Source organism: Clostridium tetanomorphum, assembly GCF_017873215.1.
In the GTDB taxonomy this organism is placed as follows: Bacteria; Bacillota; Clostridia; order Clostridiales; family Clostridiaceae; genus Clostridium_AO; species Clostridium_AO tetanomorphum.
In genome coordinates this window covers 1-22,607 of the sequence record NZ_JAGGKA010000025.1, presented here as the reverse complement: position 1 = coordinate 22,607, position 22,607 = coordinate 1, and the positions used below count along the sequence as shown (strand labels likewise).

At 27.4% G+C, this 22,607-nt stretch carries 25 protein-coding genes, 1 tRNA gene and 1 rRNA gene; 4 read left to right on the top strand and 23 right to left on the bottom strand.

Annotated features, from left to right (window positions below; translation table 11 throughout):
* Nucleotides 1–169: 169 nt before the first annotated feature.
* From J2Z24_RS18505 to J2Z24_RS18480, 6 genes are all read right to left on the bottom strand, one after another.
* Nucleotides 170–1,552: a tyrosine phenol-lyase gene (locus J2Z24_RS18505; RefSeq protein WP_035151953.1), complete on the bottom strand. Its 1,383-nt coding sequence runs from the start codon at nt 1,550–1,552 to the stop codon at nt 170–172.
* A 233-nt stretch (nt 1,553–1,785) separates the two neighbouring features.
* Nucleotides 1,786–3,135, bottom strand: coding sequence for a sodium-dependent transporter (locus J2Z24_RS18500; protein WP_051593431.1), 1,350 nt, complete (start codon nt 3,133–3,135; stop codon nt 1,786–1,788).
* Between the two features lie 295 nt (nt 3,136–3,430).
* Nucleotides 3,431–3,814, bottom strand: a complete 384-nt coding sequence (locus tag J2Z24_RS18495) for a RidA family protein (protein WP_035151950.1) — start codon at nt 3,812–3,814, stop codon at nt 3,431–3,433.
* A 112-nt stretch (nt 3,815–3,926) separates the two neighbouring features.
* Entirely contained in the window at nt 3,927–4,589 is a 663-nt protein-coding gene (locus J2Z24_RS18490) for a helix-turn-helix transcriptional regulator (protein ID WP_035151948.1), read from the bottom strand.
* Nucleotides 4,590–4,916: 327 nt separating this feature from the next.
* Entirely contained in the window at nt 4,917–5,384 is a 468-nt protein-coding gene (gene ispF / locus J2Z24_RS18485) for a 2-C-methyl-D-erythritol 2,4-cyclodiphosphate synthase (protein WP_035151945.1), read from the bottom strand.
* A gap of 141 nt (nt 5,385–5,525) precedes the next feature.
* Nucleotides 5,526–5,687: a hypothetical protein gene (locus J2Z24_RS18480; RefSeq protein WP_173680607.1), complete on the bottom strand. Its 162-nt coding sequence runs from the start codon at nt 5,685–5,687 to the stop codon at nt 5,526–5,528.
* Between the two features lie 592 nt (nt 5,688–6,279).
* Between J2Z24_RS18480 and J2Z24_RS18475 the strand changes: the two genes are divergently transcribed.
* The gene (locus J2Z24_RS18475; protein WP_085059173.1) at nt 6,280–7,212 is read left to right on the top strand and encodes a polysaccharide deacetylase family protein; all 933 of its coding nucleotides are present in this window, start codon (nt 6,280–6,282) and stop codon (nt 7,210–7,212) included.
* A gap of 360 nt (nt 7,213–7,572) precedes the next feature.
* Here J2Z24_RS18475 and fsa read toward each other — a convergent pair whose 3' ends face one another.
* Entirely contained in the window at nt 7,573–8,217 is a 645-nt protein-coding gene (gene fsa, locus J2Z24_RS18470) for a fructose-6-phosphate aldolase (protein WP_035151942.1), read from the bottom strand.
* A gap of 651 nt (nt 8,218–8,868) precedes the next feature.
* Here fsa and J2Z24_RS18465 point away from each other — a divergent pair.
* Entirely contained in the window at nt 8,869–9,111 is a 243-nt protein-coding gene (locus J2Z24_RS18465; RefSeq protein WP_035151940.1) for an AbrB/MazE/SpoVT family DNA-binding domain-containing protein, read from the top strand.
* 320 nt (nt 9,112–9,431) lie between these two features.
* On the opposite strand, the gene J2Z24_RS18460 is transcribed toward J2Z24_RS18465, so the two are convergent.
* The 12 genes from J2Z24_RS18460 to J2Z24_RS18405 all read right to left on the bottom strand — a co-directional run bounded on the left by J2Z24_RS18460 (nt 9,432) and on the right by J2Z24_RS18405 (nt 18,107).
* Nucleotides 9,432–10,526 (bottom strand): C40 family peptidase, encoded by a 1,095-nt coding sequence (locus J2Z24_RS18460; RefSeq protein WP_035151937.1) that lies wholly within the window; start codon nt 10,524–10,526, stop codon nt 9,432–9,434.
* A gap of 158 nt (nt 10,527–10,684) precedes the next feature.
* On the bottom strand, nt 10,685–11,530 hold the full coding sequence (gene rsmI / locus J2Z24_RS18455; protein ID WP_035151934.1) for a 16S rRNA (cytidine(1402)-2'-O)-methyltransferase: 846 nt from the start codon (nt 11,528–11,530) through the stop codon (nt 10,685–10,687).
* The gene (locus tag J2Z24_RS18450) at nt 11,523–12,284 is read right to left on the bottom strand and encodes a tRNA1(Val) (adenine(37)-N6)-methyltransferase (RefSeq protein ID WP_035151932.1); all 762 of its coding nucleotides are present in this window, start codon (nt 12,282–12,284) and stop codon (nt 11,523–11,525) included. Before J2Z24_RS18450 ends, rsmI begins: the two co-directional genes overlap by 8 nt.
* A 206-nt stretch (nt 12,285–12,490) precedes the next feature.
* Nucleotides 12,491–12,967 carry a PTS sugar transporter subunit IIA gene (locus tag J2Z24_RS18445; protein ID WP_035151929.1) on the bottom strand — a complete coding sequence of 159 codons (477 nt, stop codon included), beginning with the start codon at nt 12,965–12,967 and terminating at the stop codon, nt 12,491–12,493.
* 82 nt (nt 12,968–13,049) lie between these two features.
* Nucleotides 13,050–13,220 (bottom strand): 4Fe-4S ferredoxin, encoded by a 171-nt coding sequence (gene fdxA / locus J2Z24_RS18440; protein WP_035151926.1) that lies wholly within the window; start codon nt 13,218–13,220, stop codon nt 13,050–13,052.
* Between the two features lie 81 nt (nt 13,221–13,301).
* The gene (locus J2Z24_RS18435; protein WP_035151923.1) at nt 13,302–13,505 is read right to left on the bottom strand and encodes a heavy-metal-associated domain-containing protein; all 204 of its coding nucleotides are present in this window, start codon (nt 13,503–13,505) and stop codon (nt 13,302–13,304) included.
* Nucleotides 13,506–13,514: 9 nt separating this feature from the next.
* On the bottom strand, nt 13,515–14,420 hold the full coding sequence (locus J2Z24_RS18430; RefSeq protein ID WP_035151920.1) for a PSP1 domain-containing protein: 906 nt from the start codon (nt 14,418–14,420) through the stop codon (nt 13,515–13,517).
* A gap of 8 nt (nt 14,421–14,428) precedes the next feature.
* Nucleotides 14,429–15,364, bottom strand: a complete 936-nt coding sequence (locus tag J2Z24_RS18425; protein ID WP_035151916.1) for a DNA polymerase III subunit delta' — start codon at nt 15,362–15,364, stop codon at nt 14,429–14,431.
* A gap of 14 nt (nt 15,365–15,378) precedes the next feature.
* Nucleotides 15,379–15,708 carry a cyclic di-AMP receptor DarA gene (gene darA / locus J2Z24_RS18420; RefSeq protein ID WP_035151913.1) on the bottom strand — a complete coding sequence of 110 codons (330 nt, stop codon included), beginning with the start codon at nt 15,706–15,708 and terminating at the stop codon, nt 15,379–15,381.
* A 78-nt stretch (nt 15,709–15,786) separates the two neighbouring features.
* The gene (locus tag J2Z24_RS18415) at nt 15,787–16,464 is read right to left on the bottom strand and encodes a dTMP kinase (protein ID WP_173680682.1); all 678 of its coding nucleotides are present in this window, start codon (nt 16,462–16,464) and stop codon (nt 15,787–15,789) included.
* Between the two features lie 30 nt (nt 16,465–16,494).
* Nucleotides 16,495–17,916, bottom strand: a complete 1,422-nt coding sequence (locus tag J2Z24_RS18410; RefSeq protein ID WP_035151909.1) for an aminotransferase class I/II-fold pyridoxal phosphate-dependent enzyme — start codon at nt 17,914–17,916, stop codon at nt 16,495–16,497.
* Entirely contained in the window at nt 17,895–18,107 is a 213-nt protein-coding gene (locus J2Z24_RS18405) for a sigma factor G inhibitor Gin (RefSeq protein ID WP_035151906.1), read from the bottom strand. Before J2Z24_RS18405 ends, J2Z24_RS18410 begins: the two co-directional genes overlap by 22 nt.
* A 151-nt stretch (nt 18,108–18,258) precedes the next feature.
* Between J2Z24_RS18405 and J2Z24_RS18400 the strand changes: the two genes are divergently transcribed.
* A complete protein-coding gene (locus tag J2Z24_RS18400) occupies nt 18,259–19,419 on the top strand; it encodes a zinc-binding metallopeptidase family protein (protein WP_035151904.1) in 1,161 nt (386 codons plus the stop codon).
* Between the two features lie 10 nt (nt 19,420–19,429).
* On the opposite strand, the gene J2Z24_RS18395 is transcribed toward J2Z24_RS18400, so the two are convergent.
* Nucleotides 19,430–19,930, bottom strand: a complete 501-nt coding sequence (locus J2Z24_RS18395) for a DUF6106 family protein (RefSeq protein ID WP_035151901.1) — start codon at nt 19,928–19,930, stop codon at nt 19,430–19,432.
* Nucleotides 19,931–20,247: 317 nt separating this feature from the next.
* On the opposite strand from J2Z24_RS18395, the gene J2Z24_RS18390 reads away from it, so the two are divergent.
* Complete coding sequence (locus J2Z24_RS18390) at nt 20,248–21,198, top strand: magnesium transporter CorA family protein (RefSeq protein WP_035151899.1); 951 nt, start codon at nt 20,248–20,250, stop codon at nt 21,196–21,198.
* 140 nt (nt 21,199–21,338) lie between these two features.
* On the opposite strand, the gene J2Z24_RS18385 is transcribed toward J2Z24_RS18390, so the two are convergent.
* The 3 genes from J2Z24_RS18385 to rrf all read right to left on the bottom strand — a co-directional run bounded on the left by J2Z24_RS18385 (nt 21,339) and on the right by rrf (nt 22,508).
* Nucleotides 21,339–21,413: transfer RNA gene (locus J2Z24_RS18385), tRNA-Cys, on the bottom strand.
* An 89-nt stretch (nt 21,414–21,502) separates the two neighbouring features.
* Complete coding sequence (locus tag J2Z24_RS18380) at nt 21,503–22,243, bottom strand: NAD-dependent protein deacylase (RefSeq protein ID WP_035151896.1); 741 nt, start codon at nt 22,241–22,243, stop codon at nt 21,503–21,505.
* A gap of 148 nt (nt 22,244–22,391) precedes the next feature.
* Nucleotides 22,392–22,508: ribosomal RNA gene (gene rrf, locus J2Z24_RS18375) — 5S ribosomal RNA — on the bottom strand.
* Nucleotides 22,509–22,607: the final 99 nt, after the last annotated feature.

Genomic DNA, 22,607 nt, shown 5'->3' with positions numbered 1-22,607 from the left:
TATGTTATTTCTATAAAAAATTATTAATACCTTTTTTATAAAACCAAATTTATATATTAACCTTTTTCTTCAACATATATATGAAAATATATAAATTTTTACCATAAATTAATTTAAAATGGAAGCTCCATCTTATTTCATGAAGCTTCCTAATTAAATATAAAAGATATTACTTTTCTAATATTTCAAATCTTCCAGTAAAGAATCTTAATACTTCTGGTTCATATACCCATTTCAAACCTTTAATATTATCTCTTTTCTTATATAAATCAATAACAGCATCTGCAACAAAATCCATATGAGCATAAGTATATACTCTTCTTGGAATTGTTAAACGAACTAATTCTAGTTTTGGATGATGGTCTAAACCAGTCTTAATATCTCTACCAGCAGATATAATTCCTCTTTCCATAGATCTTACACCTGATTCAGCATATAAAGCAGCTGCTAATGCCTGGGCTGGGAATTCATCCTGAGTTAAATGTGGTAAAAATCTTCTAGCATCTAAGAATACTGCATGTCCGCCTACAGGTTTAACAATTGGCACTCCTGCTGCATCTAATTTCTCACCTAAATATCTTACTTGATTTACTCTGTGACTAATATAGTTAAAGTCCATAGCTTCTCTAAGTCCTCTAGCCATAGCTTCCATATCTCTACCTGCTAATCCACCATAGCTTGGCATACCTTCGAATTGAACAACCATTCCTTTTGCTCTTATGAATAAATCCTCATCATTCATACATAAGAATCCACCTATATTAGTAAGACAATCTTTCTTACCACTCATTGTACAACCATCTCCATAGGAGAATTCTTCTCTTACTATTTCTTGTATAGTTTTATTTTCATAACCTGGTTCTCTTTCTTTTATGAAGTAAGCATTTTCAACACATCTTGTAGCATCATACATAACTTTTATTCCATGTTTATGAGCTAATTCACTTACAGCTTTAATATTCGCCATACTTACTGGTTGTCCGCCTGCAAGATTAACTGTTATTGCTAAACATATATAAGGTATTTTATCAGCACCAACTTCGTCTATTAATTTTTGAAATTTATTTAAATCAACGTTTCCTTTAAAAGCAACATCAGCACGTGTTGAATCATGAGCTTCATCTATAATCACATCAACAAATTGAGCACCATTTCTTTCTTGATGAAATCTAGTAGTTGTAAAGTACATATTTCCTGGTACATAATCTCCTGGTTTTATTGTTAATGATGATAGAAGATTTTCTGCTCCTCTACCTTGATGAGTTGGAACTATATATTTAAATCCAAATAATTCTCTAACGGTTTCTTCTAAATGATAGAAGTTTCTGCTTCCAGCGTAAGCTTCATCACCAAGCATCATTCCTGCCCATTGATTATCACTCATTGCATTTGTACCACTATCTGTTAATAAGTCAATAAAACATTCTTCTGATTTTACTAAAAATGTGTTATAGCCTGCTCTCTTTATTGCCTCATATCTCTCTTCCTTTGATAGAACCGCCATTGGTTCAACTACCTTAATTTTAAATGGTTCTGGCATGTACTTTGTCATAATATATTCCTCCTCAATTAATTATTATTTTTATATTATATATGTTTTTATATTATTAGAGCTTAATTAAAGCTTTAATATCATTTGAATTATTTTTATTTTCTCTATATTTTATATATTCTACTATTTTTTAAATATTCCTTCTTTTTAATAAAAAATTTTTTATATAGTGATAATTTTTCACTATACTGTGCTAAACTGCTCCTTCAAAATTTGAAATTAAAATATTTAATCTAAAAGCCACCTAAAACAAATCCTGCAAAAACTATTATTGCTGAAACTGGTGTAAACACATACTTCATAAAAGGTTCAAACCATTTTCCTAAAGGTTTTACCGCTCCAGCATTTATATCTTCCCTTGCTTTATCCGCACCATATATCCAATACATTGTTATGGCGCACAATATAGCGCCACATGGGAATATCTGCACCGAAAATAGATCTGCAAATTTTCCAAATAAAGCTGCATCTAGGTTTAATGGCGCTCCTATAGCTGCACAAATAATACATATAACTAATATACTTTTGCTTCTGCTGAACTTAAGTCTATCTATTAACGCTTCTACTGGTACTTCTATCATATTTATGGAAGAACTTATAGCCGCAAATACAACACACATAAAGAATAATATTCCAAATATATATCCACCTGGCATACTATTAAACACCTTAGGTAATGTCATAAATAAAAGTTTAGGCCCTGCACCTGGATCTAATCCAAAGGCAAAAGCTGCTGGAATTGTAAATAATGCTGACATAAGTGATGCTAGTAAATCAAATATTGCAGTTTTTCTAGTAATGTCAGGAACATCTTCTCCATCCTTTAAGTAACTTCCATATATAACCATACCTGCTCCACCAAGGCTTAAGGTAAAAAATGTCATTCCTAATGCCATAATCCAAGTTTTTATATGAAATAACTCTTCCCATTTGGGTACAAGTAAAAATTTTACCCCTTCCATAGCTCCTGGTAAAGTCAATGCTCTAAACATTATTATAAATACTACTATATAAAAAGTAGTCATCATGTATTTATTGGCTTTTTCAATCCCATTTTGTATACCAAGGCTTACTATTAATCCTGTTATAATAATACCGGCCATATTCCATGGTATAGCACTAGAGCTGGCTGAAAATACTGTAAAATAGTTATCAACGTCCATAGTTCTAAACTGTCCCATAACTGCTAATGTAAAATATTTCAATATCCATCCAATAACAACACAGTAAAAAGTTAATACACCTGTAAGACCTATAACTGGAATAGCTCCAACTTTTGCCCCATGCTTTTTACCCTTGCTTTTGAAAGCCTTTTCAAATGCACCTACAGGGCCTTTTCTCATTTTTCTTCCAAAAGCAAACTCTCCCATAAGACCAAACGTAGAAAAACCATATAAGAATATAAGATAAGGAATTAAAAACGCTGCTCCTCCGTAAGCTCCAAGTCTCCACGGAAACATCCATATATTAGCTAGCCCCATTGCTGAACCTATACATGCAAGAATGAATCCATATTTACTGTTAAAGGTTTCACGTTGTTCTATTTCGATATTTGTATTTCTTTGCAAATCATTACCACTCATTTGTTACCTCCCGCTATTTTTAAAATGTACTCTATTTTACAAATACTTGCGGGTAAGCATTATTTCTCTCTCTTACAGTCAATACCTCTCTATAATCATCCCTTTAATAATTAAATAAACTATTAAAAATTCAACTATTTGGTTGAATGAGAACTAATACTTGTCCCTTAATTTAAATTTATTAAGTACGCTAGTATTATAGTCCTATGATAATTATTAATTGACTACGAATCATAATTCTTAATTAACTACTAATTTTCCCCCTAAATTATAAATATCAAATGACCATATATCATTATTTGCAAGCAATTACTTCAACTTCAACTAAAGCTCCCCTAGGAAGTTTACTTATTTCTACACAAGATCTAGCTGGAAACGTTTTCCCACAATATTCAGCATAAGCACTATTAACTTTATTAAAATTATTCATGTCTGTAATAAAAATTGTGGTTTTTATTACATTGCCAAATGTCATTTTCTCACATTCCAGTATATTCTCAATATTCCTCATACATTGATGTGTTTGTGTTACTATTACATCATCCCCATAAACTAAATCTCCCGTTTTAGGATCTATTGGAATTTGACCAGATGTAAACAAGAAATTTCCTATCATTATGGCTTGTGAATATGGTCCTATAGCCTTTGGTGCCAATTCTGTATTTATAACCTTTTTCATTCTCCCCACCCCCTTTCAATGCTTATCTACACTTTAAAATTCCCCAATGTAGTCAAGTAATCTTAATAGTTTTGTATATAGAATTGTCCCTATAAGGGACAATTTATACTTACTAGTCTTTCTTATTTAAATATCTATAAATAGTATTCTCAGATGTCTTTAACTGCTTGGCAACATCTCCTATAGCACCCTTTATTAAGAATACACCTTTTTCATTTAATGAATGTACTACATTCATTTTTTCATCAGGAGACATTCTTTCAGGTGGAATATCTACTTCTAATAATGTATTTTCTATTATAGACATTACTAGTTCTTCTATGGACTCAGTAAAATTCTCTGATTCTTTATTCTGTTCCTCTATAAAATCTTCTTTGCCCTCACCAATTAATTCATTTGTTAGTTCATTAAATAAGTTTTTGAAATTTATTAACTTTGTTACATCTATGTTAATACAAAGCATACCAATAATTTTATTATCATTATTCCTAATAAAATAAGTTGAAGAATTTAATATTTTTCCGTCTTTTGTCTTACCAGAATATTTAGTTATATATTGCTCTGGATTTTTTTTCTCATCTTTTAGTTTTTTTAACGCTAAATCTGTTAATGGACTTCCTATTTTTCTTCCACTAACATTATTATTTTTTATAGCTATAACTGAATTACTTGCATTTCTAGTGTCATGCAATACTACTTCACAACTTGCCCCTAATGCATCACCTATAAAATTCACAATTGGAATATACATTGCTAAAATTTGTTCATCATTCATAATAACATCACCCTTTAAGTTTATTTATTTGTTCATTGTTTAATGATATTCTACATATTATTTTGAAATCCTTTTAGAATTGATAATTTTTTTTTAACATAATATTTTTTTTCATTGGTTGTAAAATTTTATTACCATGTTATTATTTTATCATATGTAGTTTAATTGTAAAGATGTTTTTTGAAAATATTTATAATATTTTTAAAATTCTCTATATATTAAATAAAATAATCTATTAATATAAATATATTTATAAAATAAAAAAAGATTTAATAAAGATAAAATCTTATTTATCTAATATCAAATCTTATTTTATAATATTATTAATTATTCTATAAGACAAATACTCTGAGCCGCTATGCCTTCTCCTCTCCCAGTAAATCCTAACTTCTCCTCTGTAGTAGCTTTTATATTTATCATATCCAAAGATATTTGTAACGCTTTAGCTATATTATTTCTCATCTCTTCAATATACGGCGCCATTTTAGGCTGCTGTGCTATTATTGTTGCATCTATGTTAATAATCTTATAAAATTTGCCTTTGATTAATTTATTGACCTCTACTAAAAGCTCAATACTGCTTATATCTTTATATTTGCAATCATTGTCTGGAAAATGTCTTCCTATATCTCCTAATGCTGCTGCCCCTAACAAACTATCCATTATTGCATGAGCTAGCACATCTGCATCTGAATGTCCTAATAATCCTTTTTCATATGGTATAGTTACTCCACCAATAATAAGCTTTCTGTTCTCTATTAATTTATGTACATCATATCCCATTCCTATTCTCATAATCTTCTCCTTCCAAATTTTATATAATATTATCTTAAATCATTATATACTAAAGAATATCACTACAGCCCAAAAAGGTACATAAATTTTATGCACCTTTTATTTATAATATAATTTTATTTATTACTACATATGTTATTTTTAAGAAATATTCTTTCTGTAAATGATTACATTCTTAGGTGTGGAATAATTTTTACTAAAATGAAATAGCAGCTTAATTCTATTTATAATTCTTCTAAATAGATTTCCTTTCTTACCATTATTCTTCTGGTAAAAATCAACGTAAATAACATTATTTTTCATGTCAATCACACCCTTTAATAAATTTATTTTATATTATAATAATATCACAAAATTTATGAATTGTTAAGAAAATTCTTAAAATATACTTTGAGTTTATAAAAATATGCACTTAATTCTTTTGAATTAAGTGCATTCAAGTATTAAAAATGATATAATTTAAATTAATTTGCTATTATCTAGTTGCATTAACAGGCCATGAAATGACATACTTTATTATATATATTTTTTATAAACTTTGACACTTAAATTATATAAAAATTTAAAAATCATATTACTGAAATTTATGATAATTTTCAACTCTTCTATAGTTGTCCACATTTTATCCACATTTCTGTGGATAATGTTAATATAATTTTATACGTTAACATTATTTTATATAGTTTGTACTAAAAATCACATATAGTTGAATATATATTATTTAATTCTATAGAAATCAACATAAACTTAACAAGTTATTCACAGGCAAATTGTGGACAATGTGTATAATTATCTTCCTTATATAACTACTATTCTTTTATTATTAATTATAGCAAATTATTAAACCCATTTAAAATCAACTATTCTATAATATTTTGTTATGTGAGGTAAAAAGATGGCTAATAAAATACTAAAAAAATTCTTATTATCTTCAATTATATTTATTTTTCCTATTATACCTACATCATGCTCTAAAAATCTTGATGAGAGGGTAAAAAATTCTAAACATAATAATACACAAGTTATCAACAACAAAATTAACAATACTGAAGATTCTTCTATTAATAATAATAATCCTAATATTGAAAATGAAATTAATAAACCTACTAATAGAAATTTCAATAATACTAGTAGTAATCATAATTTCAAATACAATGATAAAGGAATTCCTGTATTAATGTATCATTCTATAGCATATGAAAAAGGCAATGAATTAAGAATCCCTAAAGAAATTTTTAAAGAACAAATGCTTTTCTTAAAAGAAAATAACTATACAACTCTAACTTTAGATGAAGTCTATGAATTCTTTATAAATAATAAACCTATTCCAGAAAAATCTGTAGTGATAACATTCGATGATGGTTATAACGATAATTACACCAATGCTTATCCTATATTAAAAGAATTAAATTTTAATGCAGTTATTTTTGTAGTTACAGATACTATTGATAAGGATAAAAATTGCTTAACTTCAGAAGAAATCATAGAAATGAATTCTAATGGTATTGAAATACAAAGCCATACTCAAAAACATGAAAAACTTCCTAGCATAAGCTATAAACAGCAATTAGAAACCTTAAAAAATTCAAAAAACTTTTTAGAATCTATTTTAAATAAAAAAGTAGATTATATTGCATATCCCTATGGTTTATACAATGACTCTACTATAAAAGCTCTTAAAGAACTAGGTTTTAAAATGGGTTTTTCCACAAGCGGTACATGGTCAGATAAAACTGATGGTATATATTCCTTAGATAGAGTATATATTAGCGCTAACTTCAATATGAAAGAATTTAAAAGAAGATTGACCAATAGAAATTACAAATAACATTTTGTCGAAAATAGTATTATTTCGCACCCATCTTCTACACTATAAAATTAACTAAATATTAAACGTAAATTTAACTTTATTTCAATTTTCAAAGGTTTATTCACACTTGTCCACATTTTTTAATATATTATCCACAAAAATTGTGGATAATATATTAAAAACCAATCTTTGATTTATCTAAGTAAAATAAACTTATACACATTGTCCACATTTACCCTGTTGATAACTTGTCTATGAAGTTGTGGAATACTTAGACAAGTTATATCTTATTTCTTTCAATTTTTTATATATTTGATATTTATACCTCATATTTTTTTAACAATAAATGTTATTTTTATTGTTAAAATTTTAATTAAATTATTTATTCATGCTTCTGTAATCTTCCAAAAACTTTTCTATACCTACATCTGTTAGTGGATGCTTTAACATTTGATTTAATATTTTATAAGGTATTGTAGCTATATCCGCACCTAATCTTGCACATTCTAATACATGCATTGGGGTTCTTATACTTGCAGCTATAACTTCAGTATTTATTCCATATATACTAAATATGTCTGTTATATCACTAATTACTCCAAATCCTCCATTACCTATATCATCTAATCTACCTACAAAAGGACTAACAAAAGTTGCTCCAGCTTTTGCTGCAAGCAAGGCCTGTTGTGCAGAAAATATTAAAGTAACATTTGTTTTTATACCCTCTTTACTTAATTTGTTGACAGCTTTAAGTCCTTCTTCACACATAGGTATTTTTATTACTATGTTATCGTGTATTTTTGAAAGTTCTTTCCCCTCTTTTACCATTTCATCAGCTTTAAGGCTTATAACTTCTGCACTTATAGGTCCATCAACAATTGAACATATTTCTTCTATAACTTCTTTTAAATCTCTACCTTCCTTGGCAATTAATGAAGGATTAGTTGTTACTCCATCTAATATTCCCCATTGTGCTACTTTTTTAATCTCTTCTACATTTGCAGTATCAATAAAAATTTTCATCTCAATTTCTCCCTTCAATTTTTTATATACTTATTATATCATATTAATTTTTCCATATTTTATAAATTAAATTTTCAACTTTATAATAAAACTTCATGGAATAATAATCCATTTATAAAAATTACTTTTTTTTACATACTAATAATTAATTAACTATGTCTTACTCATGTTATATATAATAATTCTTATAAGTTATATATATATATATAATTTATCTTTATATATTATCATTTCTGTAATTTAAATACATAAAAAAATATATTTAAGTAAATAAACTATTGTGAAATTCGACAATAGTTATGTAATTGCCATTATATAACTATTTTTTAATAATTCTAATTTATTCTATAATTGTTTTTATATAGACATTTATATCCTTCCATATATTGTTTACTACATATAATACATTGATTTATAAGACCTTGAGGTATAAGTAAAAAAATGTATTTTAAATTCAAAAATATATTGACATTTGTATAAATTGGTAGTATAGTAACATTAGATAGAATTAAATAAGAATTTTGTAATATTATAAAATAATTCATAATTTATTTGCTAACTTTTAATATCATATATGTTATTATTTTATAAATAAGATTGTCGAAAATTGTATTCTAAATATTTTATTTAAATTAAGGAGGAAATATAAAAATGAAATCAACTGGAGTTGTAAGAAGAGTAGATGAACTTGGTAGAATTGTTATTCCAATAGAATTAAGAAGAACTTTAGATATTGCTGAGAAAGATGCTTTAGAAATTTATGTTGATGGAGAACAAATTATACTAAAAAAATATGAACCTGCTTGTTTATTTTGCGGAGATGCGCGAGATGTTATCAATTATAAAGGTAAAAACATCTGTAAAAACTGTCTTAATGAACTAAAAAGTGAATAAAATTCATTTGACATATATCCCACATATAAAAATGTGGGACTTTTTTGTATATGAATAATAGTTATATACAAAAAAGTCCACATTTTATAAGAAACAAAATTTGAAATCATGTGATATATACATTATAGAATCTATATATATAATTTATATAATTATAAGATATGAAAATTTTACTTAGATCAGCCATTATCAAAAGAAAAGATTAAATTCCAAATATATCATAATATTTATTAAGATAATTAATGATAATTTTAAGTTTTAATTAAATCATTAGAAAGAATATTACTCTTCTCTCTAATGATTTAATATCATTTCTAGCTTTATCTTACTCTTTTTGCTCCACTATAATCACTTCTATTTAAAGGAGATATTTTAATTACATCATTTGTTCTCGGAGCATGTATATAACAATCGTTTCCTACATATATCCCTACATGATGAGCAGGATATCCAAAGAAAACTAAATCTCCTGGTTCAAGTTGATCTCTTGATACTGAAGTTCCTACATTTTGTTGATCTTGAGATACTCTTGGCAAGTCCACTCCAAAGTGAGCATATACATATTTTACAAAGCCTGAACAATCGAATGTTTCAGGACCATTTCCTCCCCACTGATATGGAGTTCCTAAAAAGTTTGACGCAAAAGCAACTATTGAATTAGAAGATATAGATGCCGCTCCTCTAGAAGGATTATACTTAGGTGCAGCCTTTCTTACATTGTTAATTTGTGCCATAGCAGCATTTATGTATGATTGAGATTCACTAATTTTTGAAGCATAGCTTCTCTCCTGTTTTTCTAATTCTGCAATTAATGTTTTCTGTTCTTGTCTCTTACTATTAATCTCTGATAACTTCTTTTCATTATCTGCTTTCATTGCTAACAGCTTATTGCTCTCATTATTTAAAACTTCTTTTTTCTTCTCTATAGCTAATTTTTTAGCATTAAGATCAGCTATTATTTTATTATCTAATTCTATAATTTTTTTAACCGCTTCCACCTTAGATATTAAATCACTTAATCCTTTTGCTTCAAGTATTACATCTAAATAACTTCCAGCGCCGCTAACATACATAGCTCTAACTCTCTTGTTAAATAAATCTTGTTCTTCTTTTATATTATTCTCAGCTTCATCAATTTCTTTTTCTACATTCTTTATGTCATCTTGTGTCTTTGATATCTTCTTTTTTGTATCATTTATTTGCTTCATAAGACCTTCTATCTGGTTGTCCATTTTTTCTATACTTACTTCTATGTCTTCTCTCTTCTTTTGTACATCTTTTAACAATTTTGTATTTTCTTGTACTTTTTGTTGTTGAACTTTTATTCTTTCAGATAGCGGTTCTGCTAATACAGAAACATTAAATGTTGCTACTAAGGCTAATGCTGCAATAGCAGAGACTACTTTTTTGTTCACATCAACACCCCCTGAAAAATTTAAACATATGTATTTTAAAATTTGTAATCAATTTGTTACCATTTTATTATAACATCCTTTTATTATAAATCACAATGTTAAAATGTGTATTTATTATAAAATCACATTTATTTACTAAATATTTTAAAATATTTATACTATATATCCAAAGAATACTTATATACTTCAGACTTTGATAACTTTCTATCTTTAGCTACTCTTTTAATTGCTTCTTTTTTACTTGACCCTTCATTAATGTATTTTAATATATGTTGCTCTATAGATAATTCCTGCCACTTGGAAATTTCTTCTTTTTCTATGTCTTCCTCACTTTTTCCTTCTAGAATAAGCACATATTCTCCCTTTGTATTATTTATTTTATAATATTCTATAGCTTCTTTAAGAGTAAACCTTAATATCTCCTCATGGATTTTTGTTAATTCTCTACATATAGATATTCTGCGATTACCTACATTTTCCTCTAAAAATTCTAAAGTATTTACTAATCTATGAGGTGATTCATAAAAAATTAACGTTTCCTTTCTATCTTTTATTTCCTCTATAACAATTTTTCTATCTTTATTTTCCCTTGGTAAAAATCCCCTAAATAAAAATTTAGTAGTATCCATTCCTGAATACACAAGAGCTGTTATAGATGCAGTTGCTCCTGGAAGCACTTCAAAATTCATTCCCTCTTCTATGCATCTCTGTATTATAACACTCCCTGGATCAGATATGCCTGGTGTACCTGCATCACTTACCAATGCTATATTTCTACCTTCTTTAAGAAGTTTTATTAAACTATTACTTTTCCCTTGCTCGTTATGTTGATGATAACTTATCAATGTCTTTTTTATATTATAATGATTAGTAAGCTTTATAGTTTGCCTTGTATCCTCTGCTGCAATAATATCTACTGAATCTAATACCTCTAAGGCTCTTAAAGTTATATCTTTTAAATTTCCTATAGGGGTTGGTACTATAAAAAGTTTTCCACTACTCATAGTTCTCCTCCATATTTCCATATATTCTCTTTATCTCTTTTGTATATTCTCCACTTTCCTCATACACATATAGTGTATTTTCCCATTTTAAAAATTTACCACCATTTTTCTGTCCCTGAATCAATACTAAATTAGGTGCTTTATTTTTATTAGGCTGAATCATTTTTATTACTTTAGGTTCTATGTTATACTTTCTCATTGTACATAATATATCTGCTATTCTTTCAGGTCTATGAATCATAAAAAGCTTTCCTTTATCTTTTAAAATAATATTTGCAGCTTTTATTACATCATCTAATGTACAACATATTTCATGTCTTGCAATAGCATTTTTACTATTCTCATTTATTACTCCTGAATTTTGTAACTTATAAGGGGGATTAACTGTTACTATCTCTACTTTACCAATACTCTTTAATAATTTTTCATCCTTTAAATCTCCAGCTATAAAGTTTATTTTTTCTTCAACATTATTATATAAAACACTTCTATTAGCCATCTCTACCATATCACTTTGTATTTCTAAGCCAGTTATATGTTGTATTTCATTTTTACCCGCTATTATAAATGGAATTATTCCTGTTCCACTACATAAATCTACAATTTCATCTTTTCTTGTAACTTTAACAAAATTAGCTAAAATTACAGCATCTATACCAAATCTAAATCCACTTTTTTTCTGTATAACATGTAATCCCTTTAATTGCAAATCATCTAGCGTTTCATTTTCCTTCACTAATTCATGTTTTTGCATATCTATATTTCCTTTCTAAAATAACTTTCATTAATATTATTAGCTAATTCCTTTAGTATGTCAATTTTATACTTAGCTTATCTAGTATAACTTATTCTAATATTATTTATTTCATATAATAAAAAAAGAAACAAATAATATATAGATGAAATACTCCTCATCTTAATTCTTATTTGCTTCATAAATTCACAATCATATTCTATTGTCTACAATTTATATCTTATTACTACATCTTGTCCTGCTTTAACATCTATATTAATATTACACTGTATTTCTTTAAGTTCATCGGAATTGGTTATTATTACTGAAGTTATTAAAGAATATCCTTTACTTAATATAAATTCTCTATCTATTTCTATTATTTGCTCTCCTGCTTTTACAATATCTCCTTCTTTGGCTATAGGTTTAAAACCATTACTATCTAAACTTATGGTATCTATACCTATGTGAACTAAAACTTCTACTCCATTGTCTAAAACCATTCCAAAAGCGTGATTTGTCTTAAATATTAAACTTAATTTACCATCTGCAGGAGCTACAATTACATCACCTGTAGGCTGTATTGCTATACCTTCCCCAGCTACTTTATTAGAAAAAACCCCATCTGCTACCTCTTCCAAATCTACAGCTTTACCATCTACAGGAGCCATAATAGAAAAATTCTTCCTAACGAATTTTAGCATATTAACCCTCCATTAAGTGCTTCTTAGGTTCAGGTGAAATCTACTTATAAAAAAGACCACTTTTTTTAAGTGGTCTTCTTTATTATTCTTGAACTGGTGATCCTACTGGACAAACATTAGCACAGTTTCCGCAATCTATGCAAGCAGCCTCATCAATAACGAACTGAGTATCTCCTTGGCTTATAGCATTAACTGGACATTCTGAAGCACATGCTCCACAGCTTATACAAGTATCTAAAATTTTATATGCCATGTATGTACACCTCCTTAAAATTTTGGACAAGTATATCCGATTTATATTCTACCACGTTTATAAAAATTTTAAAAGTAATTTTTACAAAATAGTGTATCCTAAATCTTCTATAGATTCAATTATGTGATCTAAGGTTACAAAGTACTCATCATATACTACACTAACTTCTCCCTTTTCAGGACTTATTTGACAAGCTATTACTCCTTCATTATTTGCAATAGCTTTTCTAATATTAGTTATATCAGCCCCGCTTCTCATATTGCAAATTTTTATAACCGATTTCATAGCTTCCTCCTAATTTTCTTTAAATAATTCTTTAATTATATCTACATCTTCATCTTCAACTTCTATCTTTATATCCTCTTCATTTACAGTATCTTCGTAAGAACCTGAGATTAATTCCAATTCATCTATGGATATCTCTTGTATAAATTCTTCACCATTCTTAGCTTTTATCTTAGCTTTAACACTTTCTTTTACTACACTATTAGATATAACTTCTCCATCTCCATATTCAGTTCTTATCATAGATCCAGTCTTAGGAAGTTTCTTTCTTATTTCTTCATAGGTTTCCTGTTCAAAATTTAAACAACACATAAGTCTTCCACAAATTCCTGATATCTTGGTAGGGTTAAGAGATAGGTTTTGTTCTTTAGCCATTTTTATTGATACTGGCGCAAAATCTCCTAAATAGGTTGAGCAACACATAGCCCTTCCACAAGGTCCTAGTCCTCCTATCATTTTAGCTTCATCTCTTACTCCTATCTGCCTTAATTCTATTCTAGTTCTAAATATAGCTGCTAAATCCTTAACTAATTCTCTAAAATCTACTCTACCATCTGCAGTAAAATAAAATATTACTTTATTATTATCAAAAGTATATTCTACATCTATAAGCTTCATATTCAAGTTATGCTGTTGAATTTTACTTAAACAAATATTAACTGCCGCTTCTTCTTTACTTTTATTTTCTAAGTGCTTTTGTATGTCTTCCTCAGTAGCTCTTCTTATAACATTCTTTAGAGGTGCTACTATTTCATCTTCTCTTATTTCCTTTTCTCCTATAACACATTCTCCAAATTCCACACCTCTAGCAGTTTCTACTATAACACTTTCCCCTTTGTTTATTTTTAAATCTCCTGGCGCAAAATAATATATTTTACCTGCTTTCTTAAATCGTACGCCTACAACTTTTATCATAATTATATTTATACCTCCTGCATTTTGAGCAACATTGAGTCAAAAACTAGTGCTGTGTTTACATTGCTTTCTAATTTAAGTCTTATTTCTTTTATTATTTCTATAATATCATTTAATTTAGTGAATGAAAACATTTCTGAAATATACTTTATATCATCTACTTTATCTATATTTATTATAAAATCATTGTTTCCTGTTTCCTTACATATCATAACATCTCTTATATAAGAAAGAAGCCATGTTAGTATTTCCTTCCAAGATGATTTATATTTTAAAAGTGCTTCCTCATATTCCGATACATTTATATGTTTAATATTTTTTAATATATCTATAGTTAAATCTCTTATTTCTTTTAAAGTATTATCTTCTATAAATTTCTCAGCTCTTCCCGGAATAAAATCACTAACTATGGATATAGACTTACATTGGTCTTTATCTAAGTAAGGATATTTTTTTAATAAAAACTCTTCCATCTCTTTCTTTCCAAGATGATATAATTTATATATTCCACATCTAGATTTTATAGTATCCAATAACCCTTCTAATTTTTCACATAATAAAAATATAAAAATTCCTTTAGGAGGTTCCTCTATTGTCTTTAAGAATGCATTCTGAGCCTCTACGGTCATTAAATCTGCATCATGTATAATTATTACTTTTTTATCTGCCTCATATGGTTTAGTATTTATTTCGCTAATTATATCTTTTATTTCTTCTACTTTTATAGATTTTTTATTTTTTAAAATTCTGAATTCTATTATGTCTACATATTCTCTTCCAGATTCTCTATTTAATAATTTAAAAGCTGCTTCTTTTGCTATTAAACTTTTCCCTATTCCATCTTCTCCAGTAATTATATGTGCATGTGAAAACTTTCCCCACTGAATTGAATTAACTATTTGATTTTTTACATCATTATGCCCTATTATCTCCTCAAAACTCAAGGCCTATTCCTCCATTATATTTTCACAAATTTATCTACATCCAATACAAATACAGTAGCCCCTCCTACTTCAACCTCAATAGGATACGGAACATATATACCTGTTGATCCTGCTACTGGTGACGGTGCCGTTACAATCTGTTGTCTAGTTTTACATATTTCTTCAATTGTTTTTATAACTTTATCTACATTTTCTTCTTCAACACCTATCATTAATGTTGTATTTCCAGACTTTAAAAATCCCCCTGTAGTTGCAAGTTTAGTAACCCTAAAACCTGTATCTGTTAATAAATCTATTAAGTCACTAGAATCATCATCTTGGACAACTGCAATAATAAGCTTCATAACATATCATCTCCTTATTATCTTTAATTACTCTTTAGTTATATTCTACCATATTTTATAAAATTCCTAACATAACTATTATATGTTTTTACCTATAGCTTCATATATATCTTCATGTATTTCTTCAATGCTTTTTATTTTCTCATTAAAAACACAATCTATTTTTATCCAATTATACTTATCTGCTATGCTACATGCATTTTTATAAGAATGAATTAAATATTCCTCATTTTTTTCATGTATATCTTTTTCCTCTTCTCCAGTAAATTTATTCTTTCTATTATTTATTAACTTTCTACTATATTCAGGTGGCATATTTAAAAATACTACTGCATCTGGAATAGGTAGTCCCATTAAATTAAATTCTAAGTCCCATAACCAATTTAAAAACTTATTTTTCTCTTCATCATTGTTTATTTTCGCTGCTTGATGAACCATATTAGAGGTTGTATATCTATCTGCTAAAATGATTCCTCCATTATCATAAAATTTCTTCCATGCTTTCTTAAAAGATGCATATCTATCAACAGCATAAAAAGTGGATGCTGCATATGCATTTACATCTTCTGGCTTGTCTCCAAATTCTCCATTGAGATACATCTTTATAAGCGCTGAAGAATCGCTTTTATAATCAGGATATTCAATCTTTAGCACCTTATGTCCATCACAAATAAGTCTTTCATAAAGTTTTTTAGTTTGAGTTGCCTTTCCACTTCCATCACAAGCTTCTAATACTATCAATTTTCCTTTTTTTATTTCTTGCATTATAATCAACCTTCATTCTATTTATTCTAATACGTTTATTTTATTATCATTTACACCTAATACATCTATTTTATTATCTATATAATATTTTAACATATATATTATATCTTTATCTATTATTTCTCCCATCATAATTATTGGTATACCTGGTGGATAAGGTATAATGTTTTCTCCACATATTCGTCCTACAGCTTGATTTAATTTAACTTTATTTTTTTTTCTTTCTATCACTTCATAAGGAAACAAACGACTTTCTGGCATACAGTAATTTTTTATTTCTATTGGCTTACTTTTAAATTTTTTTAAATCACATTCATTTAAAATCTTATAAAGATATTCAAAATCTTCTTCATTATTAAATGGTGAAAAAATAAGAACTAAGTTAAAGGTATCACTCATCTCACACTGTATACCCTTCTTTCTTAAGTAATCTAATAATAAACTTGCATTATACCCATTTTTTAAGTTCAAAACATACCTAGTAATATCTATATCATAATTATATTTATCCCTTACATAATTTCTACTTAGTATATTAATATTATTTAATTTATCTATTTTTTTTCTATATTCTTCTGATAAATTAATTAAATTTTCATATGCACTTTCTCCATAACACTCTAAATAATATCTAGAATAATCCATTGAGCACATAAGTAAATAGGATGGACTAGTACTAGAGAAAACACTAAAATAAAATTCTACTTTTTCTATGTATTCATTATTATTTATATGTAAAAAAGCTGTTTGAGTTAGACTTGGCAATGTTTTATGAGCACTTACTACTACCATATCTGCCCCTAACTTAACTGCACTACAAGGCAATCTATTGTTTACTCCAAAATGTGCTCCATGAGCAGAATCAACCAAAACCTTCATATTATATTTCTTTACCTTTTTTATTACCTTTTCTAAATCAAAACAAATACCGTAATAATTCGGATACGTTAATACAATCCCCTTTGCATCTTTATTTTTTTCTATAACCTTTAAAAAATGCTCCATATCTATAGAGAAAGGAGCATTATATTTATTATCAATTATATTCTTAATGTAAATAGGTTTTAATTTACGCATTATAATTCCATTAAATATAGACTTATGACAATTCCTATCTACTATTATTTTATCTCCTTCATTAAATGAAGAAAAAATCATAATTAAATTTCCGCTAGTACTTCCATTTACTAAAAAATAGGATTTCTTACTACCATAAAAAGTAGATAAAAGATCACTGGATTCTTTAATTATCCCTTCAGCTTTGTGAAGATTATCTACACCATCAACTTCGGTGATATCGCACTTTATTAAGTTACCTAATAATGTCTTTCCTTCTGTAGTAGCAAAAAATCCTTTTCCATTTTTATGTCCCGGCATAGTAAAAGAAATATTATTTTCTTTTACATAATTTAGAACCCCTTTTACAAGTGGTAATTTTGGCACTTACTATCCTCTCCTCTTATCATAGGGTATATTATATATTTTTTTATACAATTTTTATAATAAGTATAAAAATCTGTATCCATATTAACTTTTATTACTTTCTCTTCACAGCTTTGGCATATCTCTTTTCCATTTATAATTATACCACCATTTAGAGGCTTTCCACATATAATACAACATTGTTTTCTCATAGATATCCTCCTTAAAATTTCTGTTATCTAAATTTTTGCCTCTTATAATATATTTTATTCAGTAAGGTGTCCAATTTTAATTTGTCCACATAAATATATTAAATAAATTTTGGTTATAATAATAACAACTTTTAAAATGGAGTTGATTTGTATGAAACAAGAAATAGTAACTTTTCTAAATAGTATAGATGAAGAAATATTTAATGTGTCTAAATATATATATGATAATGCTGAAATTAGTTTTCATGAATATAAGTGTTATAATTATTTAGTGGATATATTTAAAAAATATAACTTTAATGTAAAAGAAAATTTTATAAATATACCTACTTCATTCTATGCTCAATATGGAGAAGGGCATCCCAAAATTTGTTTTATATGTGAATATGATGCTGTTGAAAATAGTGGCCATATAACTGGTCATAACTTAATTTCTTCTATCTCTACCGCAGCATCCCTATCCTTATGTAAAGTTATAGATAAACTTCATGGTTCAGTTATTGTTATAGGTTGTCCAGGGGAATTTATAGGTAGCTCAAAAGTAACTATGGTAAAACAAGGAGTATTTAATGACATAGATTTAGTATTAATGGCTCATCCTGATGTAATAACTGCTGAAAGTGGTACATCCATGGCTCTATTGCCACTTAAAGTACTTTATAAGAGTGAACCTGGCTTAACATATAGATCTTTAGGCTCTTATTCTTCGCTAGATGCTTGTCTTTTTACTTTTAATGCACTAAACATATTATCTAAAGGGTTAAATGATAAAAATAGCATTGACGGTGTTATAGTAAGAGGTGGGTATTCTCCTTTTCTACTACCTTCAGAATGTGAATCTAAATTTTATCTAAGAGGGCCAAAAATGAATAATCTAAATGCAATAGAGAGAAAAGTAAGAGAGCTTGTAAAAACCATTGGTAGTTTAATGGATATATATTCTGAAGTTAGTATATATGAGCTTCCTTACGAAGAACTTATAACTAATTCAACTTTATCTAGAATATTTTCTCATAATCTTAAAGAAAGTGGTATTATAAAAGTAGATTCTCCTAAAAACACTTTGTCAGGGCTTAGTATAGGCAATGTAAGTCATGTGGTTCCATGTATACATCCTTATATATCTATAGTTGAAGATAACTCAATAAAATATTCTTCTAGTGAGTTTGCAATGGCAACAATCTCTCGTTTCGCTCATGATAAGGTAATGAAGACAGCTCAAGCTTTAGCTATAACTGCCTTAGATATAATAGAGAAGGAATCTATTCTACAACAAATTAAAATGGAATTTTATGAGAAAACAAAAGATTAGTTAGCTTTAACTAACTAATCTTTTTATTTCTATGAAACTTTATTTTTTCAATTAAATTATTACTTGGCTCAAAATAAAATCTTTTTAAATTACTTCCATCTCTATATATACAACAGTATGGACTAAAATTTAATATAGAACACACATATTTTTTAGAACTTATTATATCTTCCTTAAATTTAGGTATGCTCTTTTGTCCTATATACTGAATATTTCTTAACTTAATATTTTCTACAACTTTATCCTCTGACCCCTTTATCTTGTGTATAATAAATTGATCAGCAATTATTGAATAAGTATATCTTACTCTACAACGAAAAATTTCAAATATTAATGTTAATATAACTAAAGTAGTACAAAATATCATTGCTATTATTCTAACATTTTGTCCACTAACAGTTAGTCCTTCAATAATTTCAATAAAAAATAAGACACTTACTAATATAATAAATAACTTTAATAATGAAGGTAGTTTCCTTCTTTTAATAGTTTCTTTATACATATTTCCCATATGATACCCCTCCAAAACCGCCCTATTTATCGTAACATAGAGATTATACTAGCCTTTTAAATATTAATCCACATTCATTATAGGCCTTTATTGACTTTTAAGGGCTATTACATGCTAATTTAAACTATAATAGATTGATATAGTTATATTAACTCTTTTTATCTTCATATTTCATCTATATTCATTTAAAAAATGAAACTTAAAATTATTTTCTTTAAATCCTTGAATAATAACTTTCATTTTAATTATGAATTGTAGACATTATTAATTTATAAGATATAATATAATTATTAATGTCAATACAGGAGGTTTATTGTATGATTTCAATATATAAAACATTAGAAGAAAATAATCAAACAACATTACAAAAAATAGATAATATAGAACCTGGTTGTTGGATAAACATAGTCGCTCCATCAGACCAAGAATTACTATTAATTTCAAAAAAGGCCAATATTCCTACGGAGTTTTTGCGTGCAGCTCTAGATGATGAAGAAACTTCCCGTATAGATATTGATGATAATAATAATATATTAGTTTTAGTTGATATTCCTTTTACTGAAATGGAAGATAATTCTTTAACTTATGATACCTATCCTGTTGCCATTATTCATACTGAAACAACATTAATAACAGTATGTTTAAAAAACAGTAAAATAATATTAGATTTTATTAATGGAAAAGTGAAATCTTTCTTTACTTTCAAACGTTCAAGATTTATTTTACAAATACTTTATAGAATAGCTAGTTACTATTTAATATATTTACGACAAATAGATAAAAAAAGTTTAATGATTGAAAAGAGACTTCATAAATCTATGAAAAATAAAGAATTAATTCAGCTTTTATCCTTAGAAAAATCATTAGTTTATTTTTCAACATCACTAAAATCTAATGAAATAACTTTGGAAAAAATGTTAAAACTGGATATTATGCAAAAATATCCCGAAGATCAAGATATACTAGAAGATGTTATAATAGAAAATAAGCAGGCCATAGAAATGGCTAATATATATAGTAATATACTAAGTGGTACAATGGATGCCTTTGCTTCAGTAATATCTAATAATCTTAATATAGTCATGAAGCTTTTAGCCTCTGTAACTATAGTAATGTCTATTCCTAATATGATTTCAGGAATGTTTGGTATGAATGTGGCTGCAATTCCATTTGCAAATTCCCCTTACGGTTTTTGGATAATATTCAGTATTGTTGCTTGTATAGCCTTAGTTGTAACTATAATATTAAATAAAATGGATATGTTTTAATAAAAATATACTATAATATCTTTAATAAAAATAATAAATCAGCTCAATTCATATTTACATTCATTGACATTTGAGCTGATTTCATTAGCTATAAAAATAAAAAAACTGTTCCAAAAGTATTTTGAAACAGTTTTTTTCATTGGAGGCGCCACCCAGATTTGAACTGGGGAATAAAGGTTTTGCAGACCTCTGCCTTACCACTTGGCTATAGCGCCATATTCAATTTTTCTCTCAACACTTTAATATGATACCATCTAAAATATATTTTGTCAATAGCTTTTAAATGGTATCATAATTTATTATTTTAACTCAATTTCTTTATTACTTGGTTAAGTACTTCTCCAATTTTATCATTAATCACTAATGATGCTTTACTATCATAGGATGTAGAGTCCTTGTTTATAAGAATTAATTTATTTCCATTATAGTAATGTACAAGATTGGCTGCCGGGTATACTACTAAAGAAGTTCCTCCTATTATTAAAACATCTGCATTTTCCACATAATTAATAGCCTTATTTATAGCATTCATATTTAAAGCTTCTTCATACAAAACTACATCTGGTTTTACTATTCCTCCGCATTTATCGCATTTTGGTACAATCTCTTCACTATGTAACACATAGTTCAAATCAAAAAACTTACCACAATCTATACAATAATTCCTATGAATACTGCCATGAAGCTCTATTACCTCTTTAGATCCAGCCTCTTGATGAAGTCCATCTATATTTTGTGTTATAACAGCTTTTACTTTTCCCATATTCTCTAATTTTCCAAGAGCATAATGAGCCTTATTCGGTTTTGCATTTTTATATATCATTTTAGATTTATAAAAATGAAAAAAATCTTCAGTATGTTCACAGAAAAAACTATGGCTTAACATGACCTCCGGTGGATATGGGAAATTAGTTTTTGTCTTATATAATCCATCTTGTGATCTAAAGTCTGGGATATCACTCTCTGTAGAAACTCCTGCCCCCCCAAAAAATACTATATTTGAACTTTCATTTATTATGTGTCTAAGTTTTTCTACATTTTCCATACTGTTTACCCCCATTATTCATTACGCTGATCAATAATATAAATTTCTGTTATAATTATTATATACTGTAATTCATATATTTATCAAACTTTAATTTTAAAAAAGTAAAACACACCAAACATTAAATGCTTGGTGTGTAAACTCACTAACCTGGCAACGACTTACTCTCCCACAGGGCCTCCCCTGCAGTACCATCAGCGCTTTGAAGCTTAACTATCGTGTTCGGTATGGGAACGGGTGTTACCTTCAAGCCATAATCACCAGATGCCGATTTATAGAAATCTTCGATTTCGTTTTAAATCAGTACTTCTCAGCTTTAACTGCGAAGTTTCCTTGAGAGAAGTTCTCTCAAAATTGCACAGAG